Here is a 12,776-nt window from a genome sequence, read left to right as displayed (position 1 = left end):
CAGCGGGCAACGTGCTCTGGGAGGTTTTTTTACAGGCCCCGGCGAAGCCGGGCCTCTCCCCCCAGGTATTTGTTCCCGCAGCCTGCCCATTCATTCCCCATCCTTCGCTGAGCGCATCCCTGCGTGCCGATCCATCGCTGAGCAAATCGAAGATTTGCACGCAGAGATTGGCCCAGCGATAGACCCGCACGCGGCCCGCCCTTGCCCAGCTGGGGAGCCTCGCTACGCTCGAGAGAAGCTGTCAGCCATCTGCCCTCAGCCCTCCAGCGGCAGTAGTTGACCATCCACGCCGGCCAGCGCCGTGGCGAAGCCGTGACGACGGTAGTTGCCGCCAATGGCCGCCAGTCGCTCCGGCTGCTGGCGCAACGCCTCCGGCAGCAGGATGCCGAAACGCTGTTCCAGCCCAAGACGGTTGAGGATGTCGCGAAACACCTTGCCGTGCTCGGCTTCCACCCCGGCCACCAGGGTCAGCGACACCGGCAGGTACAGCGTGTGCCATGGACAATCCAGGCGCAGGTAATTGAGCAGGTGGATGACGCGCACGAAACGGTCCAGCACCAGCGCTGACTGGCTGGCCTGGCACAGGCCCAGCAAGCGCTCGATCTCGATGGTGTGCCCAGCCGGGCTCAGGCACTGCGTCATGGCCACGGCGCTGCCATCCTCCTGCGGCTGGAAGCGGCTTGCCAGGCGGTGCTTGATGAAGGTGCCGAAAAACTCACCCTGTTCGGAGAGATGAATCGGGAAGCCGCTGAAATACAGGCTGTGCACCCGCTCGGTGAAAAAAGTCAGTAGTTGGCTCATGCCCGTCTTCCTCGTTGCCCCGTAGAGAGCTTGGACCAGTCCATCCCGCGCGCCCCGGCCAGCTCGGCATCCCGGTCACGGCCGACCCCGCCTTGCTCGCCTCCTCGCCATGCCCCCGCCGCTTCAAGGCGGGACGATCGAACAGGGTAGCCGCGCCCGTGATATTCCATCAAGTTAGAATTTTTCCATTGCTCATCACGGAATCGAATGAGGCGACCCTCCCGGCGCGGGAGGCCGCGTACGGCGGCGAGCGTCGAGCCCTCAGCCCAGCCAGCGCAATGCGCCGTACAGCGCGAAGCTGACCACGATGGCGAGCAGCGTGCGCCGCGTCAGCAAGGCCACCGCACCGGCCACCAGCGTGCCGACCAGGTAGGGATTGGCCGGCGACAGGTCGAGCGTGCCCTGCGGCGCCAGCGCCATCGGCACCACCAGTGCGGTCAACACCGCCGCCGGCACATAGTGCAGCGCGCGGTTGAGCCAGGCCGGAAAGCTCAAACGTTGGCCGAACACCAGGAAACTGGCGCGGATCAGCACCGTCAGCAGCGCCATGCCGGCAATCGTCAGCCAGATCGTCATGCTGCCGCCCTCCTTTCGGCCAACCTTTCACACGCCACCCCGGCCAGCACGCCGACCAGCGCAGCCAGCATCAGGTCGAGCTTGTAGGGCAGGCCGCGCGCCAACAGCGCCACCGCGCCAGCCGCCGCCGCCGCCGCCAGCGCCGGGCGCTTTTTCAGCTGCGGCGCGACGATGGCGGTAAAGGTCGCCACCATGGCGAAGTCCAGCCCCCAGCCGGCCAGACCCGGCACCGCCTTGCCGAGCCACACCCCCACCACGCTCCACAGGAACCAGTTGAGGTACATCGCCAGCGAGGAGCCGAGCTGGTACCACTGCCCGCCAGCCGCCCCCTGCGAACGGAAGCGGTGCTCCACCACGGCAAAGGTCTCGTCGGTGAGCCAGAACGCCAGCGGCCAGCGCCAGCGGGCGCTCCAGTCGCGCGCGTAGGGCAGCAGCGTGGCGCTGTACAGCGCGTGGCGCAGGTTGACGACGAAGGTGGTGAGCCAGATCACCGGCAGCGCCGCGCCGGCGCCGATCAGGCTGACCGCGACGAACTGCGAGGAGCCGGCGAAGACGAAGGCCGACATCGCCAGCGTGGCGCCGGCCGACAGCCCGGCACCGACCGCCAGCGTGCCGAAGATGACGCCGAACGGCGCGGCGCCGACCAGCATCGGCAGGCTGTCGCGGGCGCCGGCCAGGAGCAGAGCGAAAGGTTTCATCGGAGGGGGCCGCGAGAAAAGTGGGTGACGTGCCCAGTCTGGCTCAGGCGTCGTTGCCGGTCTTGAACGATCTTGCGCCGACGGCACGCTGGTAGGCCGCCGGGGTCACGCCCAGCGCATGGCGGAAAGCCCGCGTCAGATGCGCCTGGTCGGCGAAGCCCAACTCGGCGGCGGCATCGGACGGTCGCCAGCCGCGCCCCAGCAGCGTGCGCGCCCGCGCCACCCTGAGCTGGTTGCGCCACGCCACCGGCGGCAGGCCGAGGTGCTGCCGGAACAGACGATTCAGATGATAGGGCGACAGCTCGACGGCGTCCGCCAGCTGCTGCAGCGACAGGTTGTCCGCCAGGCGGTCGGCCAGCAGCGCCCGTACCCGCTCCACCGCGACCGGGTGCGATGCCAAGGGCTGGCTGGCGACGCTCATGTGCCGCCGCAGCACCGTAGAGAACACCGCGTACAGCGCCGACTCGCGCTGCAGCCGGTCCTGGCTCGAACTCAGCAGCAGATGCAGCTGATTGAGCCGCTCGGCCAGATCGGCGTCGTGCAGCACGGTGGCCCGGAAATACGGCACCGCATCGGCGCGGCCGCTGATTTCCTGCGCCAGCCGGCGCATGAAGGCCGCCGACGGATAGAAACCACGATAGGCCCAACCATTCTCCTCGCCCGCCTCGCCGGTGTGCACCTCGCCCGGATTGATCACGATCAGCTGACCGCGCCCGGCCTGATGCGCGCTGCCGTGGTAGTGATAGCGCTGGGAGCCCTGGATCAGGGTGTTGACCACGTATTCCTCGTGGAAATGCGGTGCAAACACATGCTCGACGTAGCGCGCGTCCAGGCACTCCAACGGCGCGATGTCGTCGGCGCGGAAAAAACGGGCGTACTCGGCGGCGGAATGACTCATGGCGGGGGCGTCGGGAACGATACGTCGATTATGACGGCAAGCGCGCCAACGCGACAGGCCGAAACCGCGACGGGCGGCGACAAAAAACCCCGTCGGCGGACGGGGTGGTCGTGATGCCCGGCGCGCCGGCTCAGGAGCCGGCGAGGAAGGTGCGCACCCCCGAGCCGATGAACTGCACGCCGACGCAGATCAGCAAGAAGCCCATCAGCCGCGTCATCACCTCGCGCCCGGAACGGCCCAGCTTCTCCGCGATCAGCGTCGAGGAGCGCAACACCAGCCAGGTGCCGAGGCAGGTCAGGACGATGGCCAGCACCGTCATCGCCATCGCCAGCGCCTTGGCCGGCACGCCGTGCAATTCGGCGATCTCGGTGGCGATGCCGATCACCACGGCGATGGTCCCCGGCCCGCTGATGCCGGGCATGGCCAGCGGGAAGAAGGCGTAATCCTCCTTGCCGTCCGAAGTCTTGGGCGCCATGCCCGGGTCCTGCGACAGGAACAGCATGCGGTACCCCAGCACCGCCACCACCAGACCGCCGGCGATACGCAGGGCGCCGTAGGAAATGCCGAACAGCGCCAGGATCAGGTTGCCGGCCAGCAGCGACACCAGCATGATGCCGGCGGCGAACAGGCAGGCGCGCCGCGCCTGATGAGCCCGGCCCTCGTCGCTCATGTCGCGCGTCAGCGTGATGAACAACGGAATCTTCGACAGCGGGTTGGTGATGGTGATCAGACTGATCAGGCCGCCAAACAGAAACTGCAGATACAGGTCTTTCAGCATGGAAAACAGCCGGGAATATCGGGGGTCGCCATTCTACCCGCTTGCGGTCGGCTTGCCAGCGCAACGTGGCACGCCACTGCGGCAATCTGTCGCAGCCACGCGCGGTCGGCGCTATGCTACGGTTCGTTCTTCGAGACCGCACCCATACCCGTCATGAAACACCTCCGCATCCTGACCGCCCTCCTTCTCGGCCTGCTCGCCCTGCCGGCACTGGCCCACCACTACGTGCTCGGCACACTGCATATCGGCCACCCGTGGAGCCGCGCCATGCCGGCCATGATGAGCAGCGGTGCGGTCTACCTGAAGCTCGACAACCAGGGCAAGACCGCCGACCGCCTGCTCGCGGTCAGCACCCCGCGCGCCGCCAGTGCCGAATTGCACCAGAACCTCAACGATCACGGCATCATGCGCATGCGCGCGCTGCCCGAAGGGATAGAACTGCCCCCCGGCCGTGGCATCGCGCTGGCCCCGGGCGGGACGCACATCATGCTGATGGGGCTCACCGCGCCGCTCAAGGCCGGCGAACGCTTCCCTCTGACGCTACGCTTCGCCCGCGCCGGCACGATCGAGGTCGAGGTCAAGATCGAAGAAGGCCTGATGCCCACCCCCTGAACAGCATCCCACCGCGTCGCGGCGCCTGCACGGCGTCCGACGCTCCGGCCGTGTCGCGACATGGCCCCCTCCTCCCCCCATCGCCCACTGCCCGACCCGCCACCTGCGCTCGCCCCTCCCGAGTCGCCCTGCTACAGTCAACGTGTCAAAAAAATGACATTGCGCTGATCATGAAGCCGAATCGGGTAAAAACCGCTTTTACTGTTAAATAAAAGCGTCTTATTATTCACATGTGCTTACACATCAAGAGTGGATATTCATGCTGCGACGCCTGCTGATGCGACTAGCACACGCTTTAGGCAACCCGACCCTGCTCATGACGCTGCTCATGGTACTGGGGCTGGTCGGCACCTGGCGCCTGCTGGACAGCACCATCGCGCAAAGCGATCGGGGCTATCTCCAGCTGACCGGCGAACTGCTCGAGCGCAACCTGCTCAAACAACGCAACACGCTGGGCCACAACCTGACCGAATACAACGCCTGGGACGACATGTACCACGCGGTCAGCGGCCCCTCTCTCAATACCGCCTGGCTGCGCACCAACCTCACCGGATCGATCTACCGCACCCTCGATATCCAGCTCGGCGTCATCACCGATGCCCAGGGCAAGCCGCTGTACGCCGTGCGCAACGGCGCCATCGAGGAAACGCCGAACCTGGCGCTGCCGTTCAGCGCCCGGCAATGGCAGCACCTGGTACAGATGGCCGCCCGCTTCGAGCCGCTCGGCAACGAAGGTTACCCCACCACGTTTTTCCGCGACACCGCCCCCAACCCGCTCACCCACCAGACCGAACCGCGTCTGCTGATGCTGGCGCTGCAGCGCATCGTGCCGGAAACCACGGAACCGGACGCCGCCCTCCCGGCGCGTTACCTGCTGTTCGCCAAGGACATCGGCCCCGCACAGTTGGAAGACATCGCCGGCGATCTGCGCCTGGAGCAATTGCAGGTCGACTTCTCCGCCGCCGCCAAGCCCCCCGGGGCGCTCGCGGTGCAAGGTCCCGAAGGGCAGACACTGGCTTACCTCACCTGGCAGCAGGAGCTGCCCGGCAATCGTCTGCAAACGGCACTGCTGCCACGCGCGCTGCTGTTGCTGGTAGTGCTGATCGCCATCGCGCTGCTGCTGCTGCGGGTATCGCGCCAGCTGACACTGCGCCACCAGCGCACCACCGCGCGCCTGATCAGCCAGGGGCAAGTGCTGCGCGAACTGGTTGCCGAACGCGAGAACAAGAGCGACCCGCTCGACGCCTACCTGAAGTTGCTGTGCCAGAAACTGGCCGCCACCCTAGACGTCTCCCGCGTCAGCGTCTGGCGCTACCAACCCGATCTCCAGGAGCTGGAGTGCCTGATCGGCATCGACCGCGACGCCGATCACCACTTCGCCGGTGCCTTGCTGCACTTCTCCGCCCATCCCGACTATTTCTCTGCGCTGCACCGGGAGCGCTACCTCAGTGCCAGCCACGCCACCAGCGATCCGCGCCTGGCCAGCATGCGCGACTACCTGCTGGAACACACCGTCTGCTCGATGCTGGACGCGGCCGTCACGCTGGCCGGCACCCACTACGGGGTGATCTGCGTGGAAGACCGCAACAAGCGCGAGACCTGGCACCCCGACGAGATCAACTTCGTCTGCTCCAGCGCCGACGTGGTGGCGCTGATGATGGAATCGGGCGCACGGCTGCAGGCCGAGGGCGAACTGCATCGCCACGCCTACTACGACCGCTTCACCGGCTTGCCCAACCGGGCCCGGCTCTTGATGCAGCTCGACGAACTGGCACAGAATCGCAGCGAGAACCCGGTGTTCGGCTGCCTGATCCTGGCGCTGGACGCCCTGCCCAACCTCAACGAGCTGTACGGCCACGACACCGGCGACCAGGTCATCCTGCTGCTGTGCGAGCGCCTGGCGCGCCTGGCCGAGCCGGGCGAACTGGTGGCACGGGTGGCGGAAAACCGCTTCTGCCTGATCCTGCTGGGCAAGGACGAGAGCAACATCAACCGCCGCGTCACCGCCATCAACGAAACGCTCAACCTGCCGCTCGACGTCAACGCCCAGCTGATCGGCGTGCGCGTCAGTGCCGGACTGGCGCTGTCGCCGCAGGACAGCAAGGAACCGTTGCGCCTGCTGGAACACGCCGAGCTGGCGATGCAGATCTCGCGCAGTTCGATCCAGGGCGGCTGGGTGCGCTTCCACGAAGACATGAGCACCGACTGGCACCGCCGCCACCTGCTGATCAACGAACTGCGCCAGGCCATCGGCACGCACCAGCTGTTCCTCTGCTACCAGCCCTACCACGACCTGAAAACCCGCCGCACGCGCGGCGCCGAGGCGCTGCTGCGCTGGCACCACCCCGAGCACGGTTTCATCTCCCCCGGCGAGTTCATCCCGCTGGCCGAAGACAGCGGCGTGATCGTGCCGCTCGGCGAGTGGGCGCTGCGCGAAGCCTGTCAGCAGACCGCCAAGTGGCGGCAGGGCGGGCAGCCGGAGTTCACCATCTCGGTCAACGTCTCGCTGCTGCAACTGGAAGACCCACACTTCGCCGACCTGGTCGCGGGCATCCTGGCCACCGCCCACCTCCCCCCCTCGGCGCTGGAGCTGGAAGTCACCGAAACCCTGGCGCTGCGCCAGTCGGGCAGCATCGAGGACAATATCCGCCGTCTCAAGGCGTTGGGGGTGAGCCTGGCGATCGACGACTTCGGCACCGGCTACGCCTCGTTCAGCTACCTGCGCCGCTTCCCCGCGGAAAAGATCAAGATCGACAAGCAGTTCCTCGACCAGGTACCGGACAACCACCAGGACGCCGCCATCGTACGCATGATCGTGGCGATGGGGCATTCGCTCGGCGCCATGGTCACCGGCGAAGGCATCGAGAACGAACGGCAACTGGCCTTCCTCGCCGAGATCGGCTGCGACTACGCGCAAGGCTTCCACCTGAGCAAGCCGCTGGAGCAGCACGCCATGAGCCGTTACCTGTCGCACAACGCGGTAGTGGTGTCGAACGGCCAGCAAACGCCGACAACGTTGTAGTTATGTGACACATTGCAGTGCAACAAAAAATGTCGAAAGGCCATTTCGCTTTACCGATGCCCCATTAATGGGCACACTCGCCGAGGGAATCAAAACCGCCGGTCCCCACATATACCGCAGCGTCAAGTTTGCACCCGACAGAAGTCTAAGATGGAGGAGCGGGCCCCAAGGGCCCGTCATACAATAAAGCGACTCGCGGGACCGGCGGCTTCCCCTCCTTGAAGACAGTACTTTCCGCTATGCTGTACGGCGTATTCCATCACCCCGATACGCCCACCATGACGACCCCCGATCGACTCCCCCACCTTGCCATCCAGTACTGTACCGGCTGCCGCTGGCTGCTGCGCGCCGCTTGGATGGCTCAGGAACTGCTGACCACCTTCGAGAAGGAACTGGCCGAAGTGGCGCTCCAGCCGGGCTCGGGCGGCGTGTTCCGCATCACCCTCGACGGCGAGCAACTGTGGGACCGCAAGGCCGACGGCGGCTTTCCCGACATCAAGGAACTGAAGCAGCGGGTACGCGACCGTGTCGCCCCGGACAAATCGCTCGGCCACAGCGACGCCGTACCGACCCCGCCGCGCTGAAAGCGAGGTTGGCCGCAGCATGGCCCTGCCGCAACGCAAGATCATCCACGTCGACTGCGACTGCTTCTTCGCCGCAGTGGAGATGCGTGACCAGCCCGCCTGGCGCGACATCCCGCTGGCAGTGGGGGGGCAGCCCGACAGCCGCGGCGTGATCGCCACCTGCAATTACCTGGCGCGACGCTACGGCGTGCACTCGGCGATGTCGTCGGCGCGCGCGCTGCATCTGTGCCCACGGCTGTTGATCGTCCCCCCCGACTTCGCACGCTACAAGACGGCCAGCCAGCAGATCCTGGCGATCTATCAGGATTTCACCGAACTGGTCGAACCGTTGTCGCTGGACGAGGCCTACCTCGACGTCAGCGGTCGGCCGCACTACCAGGGCAGCGCCTCGCTGATGGCCGAAGCGATCCGCAGTCGCATCCGTGACGAGGTCGGCATCACCGCCTCGGCCGGCATCGCCCCCAACAAATTCCTGGCCAAGGTCGCCAGCGACTGGAACAAGCCGGACGGCCAGTTCGTGATCCGGCCCGAGGATGTCGACGCCTTCGTCCTTGCCCTGCCGGTGGAGAAGATTCCCGGTGTCGGAGCCGTCACCGCGTCACGTCTGCACGCACTCGGGGTGCGGCATTGCGAAGACGTGCGCGGCTGGGAACTGGCGGAACTGGTGCGTCACTTCGGCCGCTTCGGCGAGCGCCTGCACGCCCTGGCACGCGGCATCGACCCACGCCCGGTCAGCATCGAGCGTTTGCGCAAATCGATCAGCGTGGAGGAAACCTACGCGGTGGACCTGCCCGACCTCGATGCCTGCCTGGCCAAATTGCCGGAACTGCTGGAGCGCCTGGCGCACCGCCTGGAGCGTGCTGGCCAGCCTGCGTTCCGCGGCCTGAGCGTCAAGCTCAAGTTTGCCGACTTCACCCAGACCACGGTGGAACAGGCGGGCCAGCAGCTGAGTCGCGACACGCTGGCGGCATTGCTGCAGGTCGGCCACGCCCGCGGGGCGCAACCGGTCAGATTGCTGGGGGTGGGCGTGCGGCTCGCCGCGGACGACACCGAACCGCGCCAGCTGGCGCTGTTTCACGGCGACGAGCAGGCCGGCTGAGCAGGCCAGGGTTGGCCGAAGCCGAACCCCAAGGGTCGAGCCGCCCGGACACGGCGGCCCAGCGGGAAGTGGGAGGGTATGGGCTCAGCCGGCCTGCCGTGCGTCCTGGAACGCGGCAACGGCGACGTCGCGCTCCTGCCAGGTGCGTGCCACACTCGGGCGCTGCGCCAGCGCCGTCAGGTAGGCAGCCAGCTCCGGCACCGCCTGCACCGGGTCGCGCTGGAGCGTGCGGCGGCACGCCAGCGACACCGACGGCAGCAGCGCAGCGGCGCTGATGTCGGCATGACTGAACTCGGCCCCGCTCAGCCACGGGGTCAGCCGCGCACGACGCATCACGGCGGCAATGCCGGACTCGATGGCGCCACCGGCGCGCTCGCGCTCGGCCTCGCCCAGTGCGGAGCCAAACAGCACATGGTCGAACAAGGGCTTGGCCGGCGTCAGCACGTAATGCTCCAGCAACAGTGCCAGCTCGCGCGCGTGAGCCCGGCCATTGGGCGTCGGCGGCAACAGCGCGGCGGTCGGGTAGGCGTCTTCCAGCCACTCCAGGATGGCGCCGGATTCGGCCAGGGCGTGGCCGTTGATATCGACGTAGGGAATCTTGCCCATCGGACTCAACGCCAGCACCTCGGGGGTCTGCGTCGGCGCGGCGGGCTGCTCGCGAAAGTTCACCCCTTTTTCGATGAGGGCGATCTTTACCTTGTTGTAATACGGAGAGAGGGCGACACCGTAGAGCGTGATCATCGGATTCTCCTGTCGTCGGGCGGGCGCGTGGAAACGGCAGTGATGTCCATGGCCGCGACCGCGGCCATGCAGAAGTCATTATGAAGCCATTTGCCCAGGCGGGCGAGCCGCGTGCGCCACCCTACCGCCCTCAGCGGGCGGCCGCCATCGCCACCGACTTCTGCTGCACCAGCTTCTGGATCAGCGGCAAGGCCTGCAACGCCACCTTTTCACCCTCCAGGATCGCCTGGTGGCGATCTTCGAACGAGGTCGACCCCATGTTTTGCACCTGTGGCCGGATCACCACGTCGGCCTGCTTCAGCTCCTGCGCCAGCGCGGTAACGTTCATGATGTTGATGCTCTGGTCGAAGATCGACAGGAAGCCGGTGGCCGAACCGGCGCGTGGCCGGGCGGAAATGTCCACCGCGATGACGAAGTCGGCCCCCATCTCGCGCGCCGCGCTGACCGGCACCGGGCTGACCAGACCGCCGTCGACGTAGCGCTTGCCGCCGATCAGGGCCGGCAGGAACACGTTGGGAATACTGGCCGAGGCGCGCACCGCCTGGCCGGTGTTGCCCTGGCGGAACACCACGCGCTGGCCGCTGTCGAGCTCGGTGGCCACCGCGCCGAACGGCTTGCCCAGTTTTTCCAGCGGCCGGTTGCCCACGGCCTGGTTGACGAAGGCGGCCAGCTTGTCGCCCTTGATGAAACCGCTGGTGGACAGGGTGAAATCGGTCAGATTGCTCTCGTCCAGCTTGATCGCCATGCTCTGCAGCTGCAGGCCGTTGTAACCGGCGGCGTACAGGCTGCCCACCACGCTCCCGGCACTGGTGCCGGTGACGATGTCGGGCACGATGCCGTGCGATTCGAGCACCTTGATCACGCCGATATGGGCAAAGCCCTTGGCCGCGCCACCGCCGAGTGCCAGGGCGATTTTCGGCCTGGGCAGGGGCTTGGCCGGCACGGCGACTCCGGGCTTGGCCGGCCCCACCACGGAGCAGGCACTCAAGGTGGCCAGCGCCAGCAGTGGCATGAGCCGGAACAGGGTTCGACGTGCAATCATCCTTTACCTCATATCCAAAACAAACGGGCGGCCACGCCGCCCGACAGGCTGCTGACAACATGCTTTGATGGGCTCTTATAGGACCCGGCAAAGCCGGGCCTCTACACCTTGGTCGTCGATTAGGCAGCCTATCATCTATTCCCAATCCCCCTGCCCTTGCCCTGCAAGGGAGCCTCGCTACGCTCGAGGGAGGGGTTGCCAACAATCTGACGAACGGCCCGAGGAACGCAGAGGCCGCCCTATTTGACGCCCGGACGCGCGCCGGGTTTCATGAACTCGATCACCTGGCGGCCATCCGGCAGCTGATTGGCCTTCTTCTTGGTTTCACCCTTCCAGGCATGGCCGTACACCACTTCGTAAGTGGCCGGCAAAGCGCCGTCCTGGCGGCGCAGTTCGTACGCCGCCTCGACCTTCTGCCAGCTGTGCTTGCCCATCAGGCCGCGCCCGCGCCCGGCGGTGGCGTTGTGTGCGCCGATGGCCTTCAGGTCCTGCATCACGTCGCGTACCCGCGGGTAGGTCAGCACGATCTTGTCCATGTCCATCACCGGCTCGGCGAAACCGCTCTTGAGCAGTGCATCACCCAGATCGTGCATGTCGATGAACTGGTTGACGTGGGTGGCGCCGTCCACGCCGGCGAAGGACTGGCGCAGCTCGAACAGCGTGTCCGGCCCCAGCGTCGAGAACATCAGCATGCCTTCCGGCTTGAGCACGCGCTGGAATTCGGCAAACACGCCGTCCGGAATGTTGACCCACTGAATCGCCAGGTTGGACCAGATCATGTCGACGCTGGCGTCGGCCAGCGGCAGGCATTCGACGTCGGCGCACAACTGCCACGGTTGGGCGCGCTTGAACAGCTTGCCCAGCAGGCCGCCGCCCGCCTGCTGCTTCTCGCGCGAGGCTTGCAGCATGGTGGCGGCGAGATCGAGTTCGATCACGCGCGCCTCGGGATAGCGGCGACGCAGCTCGGCCGCACCGTAGCCGGTGCCGCTGCCGGCGTCGAGGATCACCTTGGGACTGAACTTGATGTAGTCGAGGCGGGCCGCCATGCGATCCGACACCTCGCGCTGCAGCACCGCGGCCGAGTCGTAACTCGGCGCGGCGCGCTCGAAGGCGGCGCGCACGCGGGACTTGTCGGTATAAAACGCTTCACTCATGCGTGTTGGTCCAGGTGGGCGGCAAGCCGCGCCACGAACTCTTCCTCGTGCGACAGGAAGGGGGCGTGCGAGGCCTGCGGGAATTCGTAAAGGGTGGCATCGGCCAGCGTCTCGGCCAGCCAGCGCCCGGCACCGATCGGGGTGATGGCATCCTTGGCGCCGAAGAACAGCCCGACCGGGCAGTGGATGGAGGGCGCCAGCGCGCGCGCGTCGGCCATCAGCAGCAGTTCCAGCGCCGGCAGCAGGCCCTGCGGCCGACCGTGCGCGAACAGCTCCTCACGCAGCGCCTTGAGCGTGTCGCGGGCGCCCGGCGCGCCCAGCATCTGCAGCGCCAGGAAACGCTCCAGGGTCAGCTCGAAAGCGCTGTCGAGGCTGGCGCCGACGCCCTCGATGGCTTTCTTCTCCTGGGCGTGCGGCCAGCCGTCCTGTTTGACGAAGCGCGGGCTGCTGGCGATCAGTGCCAGGCTCTTCACCTGCTCGGGGTGGCGCGCCGCCCAGTGCTGGGCCAGCAGGCCGCCGAGCGACCAGCCGACCACGTGCACCGGCCAGGGGAACTGCGCCGCCAACAGGTCGGCGATGTCGTCGGCGTCGAAGGGATGGCGACTGGCGGAGGCGCCGTGCCCGGGAAGGTCGACCAGGTGCAGGCAATAGCGCCCGGCCAGGCGCTCGGCGACGCGGCTGAACACGCCGCCGTGCAGGCCCCAGCCGTGCAGCATGACGACGTCCGGGCCGCGTCCGAGCGATTCAATGTACAGACTCATGCGAGCTCAG

The 12,776-nt window shown here is 66.9% G+C and carries 13 protein-coding genes; 4 read left to right on the top strand and 9 right to left on the bottom strand.

Going from position 1 to position 12,776, the window contains the following annotated elements; translation table 11 throughout:
* Positions 1-255: 255 nt before the first annotated feature.
* From NH8B_RS00730 to NH8B_RS00710, 5 genes are all read right to left on the bottom strand, one after another.
* On the bottom strand, positions 256-801 hold the full coding sequence (locus NH8B_RS00730; protein ID WP_014085605.1) for a hypothetical protein: 546 nt from the start codon (positions 799-801) through the stop codon (positions 256-258).
* Positions 802-1,062: 261 nt separating this feature from the next.
* A complete protein-coding gene (locus NH8B_RS00725) occupies positions 1,063-1,377 on the bottom strand; it encodes an AzlD domain-containing protein (protein ID WP_008954684.1) in 315 nt (104 codons plus the stop codon).
* Entirely contained in the window at positions 1,374-2,075 is a 702-nt protein-coding gene (locus tag NH8B_RS00720) for an AzlC family ABC transporter permease (RefSeq protein ID WP_008954683.1), read from the bottom strand. The genes NH8B_RS00725 and NH8B_RS00720 overlap by 4 nt, the downstream gene beginning before the upstream one ends.
* A 43-nt stretch (positions 2,076-2,118) precedes the next feature.
* Positions 2,119-2,973 (bottom strand): AraC family transcriptional regulator, encoded by an 855-nt coding sequence (locus tag NH8B_RS00715; protein WP_014085604.1) that lies wholly within the window; start codon positions 2,971-2,973, stop codon positions 2,119-2,121.
* 130 nt (positions 2,974-3,103) lie between these two features.
* Positions 3,104-3,751, bottom strand: coding sequence for a MarC family NAAT transporter (locus NH8B_RS00710; RefSeq protein WP_008954681.1), 648 nt, complete (start codon positions 3,749-3,751; stop codon positions 3,104-3,106).
* 153 nt (positions 3,752-3,904) lie between these two features.
* On the opposite strand from NH8B_RS00710, the gene NH8B_RS00705 reads away from it, so the two are divergent.
* From NH8B_RS00705 to dinB, 4 genes are all read left to right on the top strand, one after another.
* Positions 3,905-4,363 (top strand): copper chaperone PCu(A)C, encoded by a 459-nt coding sequence (locus tag NH8B_RS00705; RefSeq protein ID WP_014085603.1) that lies wholly within the window; start codon positions 3,905-3,907, stop codon positions 4,361-4,363.
* Positions 4,364-4,679: 316 nt separating this feature from the next.
* Positions 4,680-7,385 (top strand): bifunctional diguanylate cyclase/phosphodiesterase, encoded by a 2,706-nt coding sequence (locus NH8B_RS00700; protein WP_232503508.1) that lies wholly within the window; start codon positions 4,680-4,682, stop codon positions 7,383-7,385.
* Positions 7,386-7,624: 239 nt separating this feature from the next.
* Entirely contained in the window at positions 7,625-7,969 is a 345-nt protein-coding gene (locus NH8B_RS00695) for a SelT/SelW/SelH family protein (protein ID WP_014085601.1), read from the top strand.
* A 19-nt stretch (positions 7,970-7,988) separates the two neighbouring features.
* On the top strand, positions 7,989-9,068 hold the full coding sequence (dinB, locus tag NH8B_RS00690; protein WP_014085600.1) for a DNA polymerase IV: 1,080 nt from the start codon (positions 7,989-7,991) through the stop codon (positions 9,066-9,068).
* Between the two features lie 84 nt (positions 9,069-9,152).
* On the opposite strand, the gene NH8B_RS00685 is transcribed toward dinB, so the two are convergent.
* The 4 genes from NH8B_RS00685 to bioH all read right to left on the bottom strand — a co-directional run bounded on the left by NH8B_RS00685 (position 9,153) and on the right by bioH (position 12,766).
* Positions 9,153-9,809 (bottom strand): glutathione S-transferase family protein, encoded by a 657-nt coding sequence (locus NH8B_RS00685; RefSeq protein ID WP_014085599.1) that lies wholly within the window; start codon positions 9,807-9,809, stop codon positions 9,153-9,155.
* 130 nt (positions 9,810-9,939) lie between these two features.
* Complete coding sequence (locus tag NH8B_RS00680) at positions 9,940-10,851, bottom strand: patatin-like phospholipase family protein (RefSeq protein ID WP_014085598.1); 912 nt, start codon at positions 10,849-10,851, stop codon at positions 9,940-9,942.
* 239 nt (positions 10,852-11,090) lie between these two features.
* The gene (gene bioC, locus NH8B_RS00675; protein ID WP_014085597.1) at positions 11,091-12,005 is read right to left on the bottom strand and encodes a malonyl-ACP O-methyltransferase BioC; all 915 of its coding nucleotides are present in this window, start codon (positions 12,003-12,005) and stop codon (positions 11,091-11,093) included.
* On the bottom strand, positions 12,002-12,766 hold the full coding sequence (gene bioH / locus NH8B_RS00670) for a pimeloyl-ACP methyl ester esterase BioH (RefSeq protein WP_014085596.1): 765 nt from the start codon (positions 12,764-12,766) through the stop codon (positions 12,002-12,004). Before bioH ends, bioC begins: the two co-directional genes overlap by 4 nt.
* Positions 12,767-12,776 lie beyond the last annotated feature (10 nt).

The sequence above is a fragment of the Pseudogulbenkiania sp. NH8B genome (assembly GCF_000283535.1).
GTDB classification, from domain to species: domain Bacteria; phylum Pseudomonadota; class Gammaproteobacteria; order Burkholderiales; family Chromobacteriaceae; genus Pseudogulbenkiania; species Pseudogulbenkiania ferrooxidans.
The sequence above is the reverse complement of the archived record's forward strand: the minus strand, read 5'-3'. Positions and strand labels throughout refer to the sequence as shown.

Bases quoted from the DNA above. Each gene is read 5' to 3' on its own strand.
- NH8B_RS00730 (WP_014085605.1), bottom strand. From the start codon at position 801: ATGAGCCAACTACTGACTTTTTTCACCGAGCGGGTGCACAGCCTGTAT.
- NH8B_RS00725 (WP_008954684.1), bottom strand. From the start codon at position 1,377: ATGACGATCTGGCTGACGATTGCCGGCATGGCGCTGCTGACGGTGCTG.
- NH8B_RS00720 (WP_008954683.1), bottom strand. From the start codon at position 2,075: ATGAAACCTTTCGCTCTGCTCCTGGCCGGCGCCCGCGACAGCCTGCCG.
- NH8B_RS00715 (WP_014085604.1), bottom strand. From the start codon at position 2,973: ATGAGTCATTCCGCCGCCGAGTACGCCCGTTTTTTCCGCGCCGACGAC.
- NH8B_RS00710 (WP_008954681.1), bottom strand. From the start codon at position 3,751: ATGCTGAAAGACCTGTATCTGCAGTTTCTGTTTGGCGGCCTGATCAGT.
- NH8B_RS00705 (WP_014085603.1), top strand. From the start codon at position 3,905: ATGAAACACCTCCGCATCCTGACCGCCCTCCTTCTCGGCCTGCTCGCC.
- NH8B_RS00700 (WP_232503508.1), top strand. From the start codon at position 4,680: ATGACGCTGCTCATGGTACTGGGGCTGGTCGGCACCTGGCGCCTGCTG.
- NH8B_RS00695 (WP_014085601.1), top strand. From the start codon at position 7,625: ATGCTGTACGGCGTATTCCATCACCCCGATACGCCCACCATGACGACC.
- dinB (WP_014085600.1), top strand. From the start codon at position 7,989: ATGGCCCTGCCGCAACGCAAGATCATCCACGTCGACTGCGACTGCTTC.
- NH8B_RS00685 (WP_014085599.1), bottom strand. From the start codon at position 9,809: ATGATCACGCTCTACGGTGTCGCCCTCTCTCCGTATTACAACAAGGTA.
- NH8B_RS00680 (WP_014085598.1), bottom strand. From the start codon at position 10,851: ATGATTGCACGTCGAACCCTGTTCCGGCTCATGCCACTGCTGGCGCTG.
- bioC (WP_014085597.1), bottom strand. From the start codon at position 12,005: ATGAGTGAAGCGTTTTATACCGACAAGTCCCGCGTGCGCGCCGCCTTC.
- bioH (WP_014085596.1), bottom strand. From the start codon at position 12,766: ATGAGTCTGTACATTGAATCGCTCGGACGCGGCCCGGACGTCGTCATG.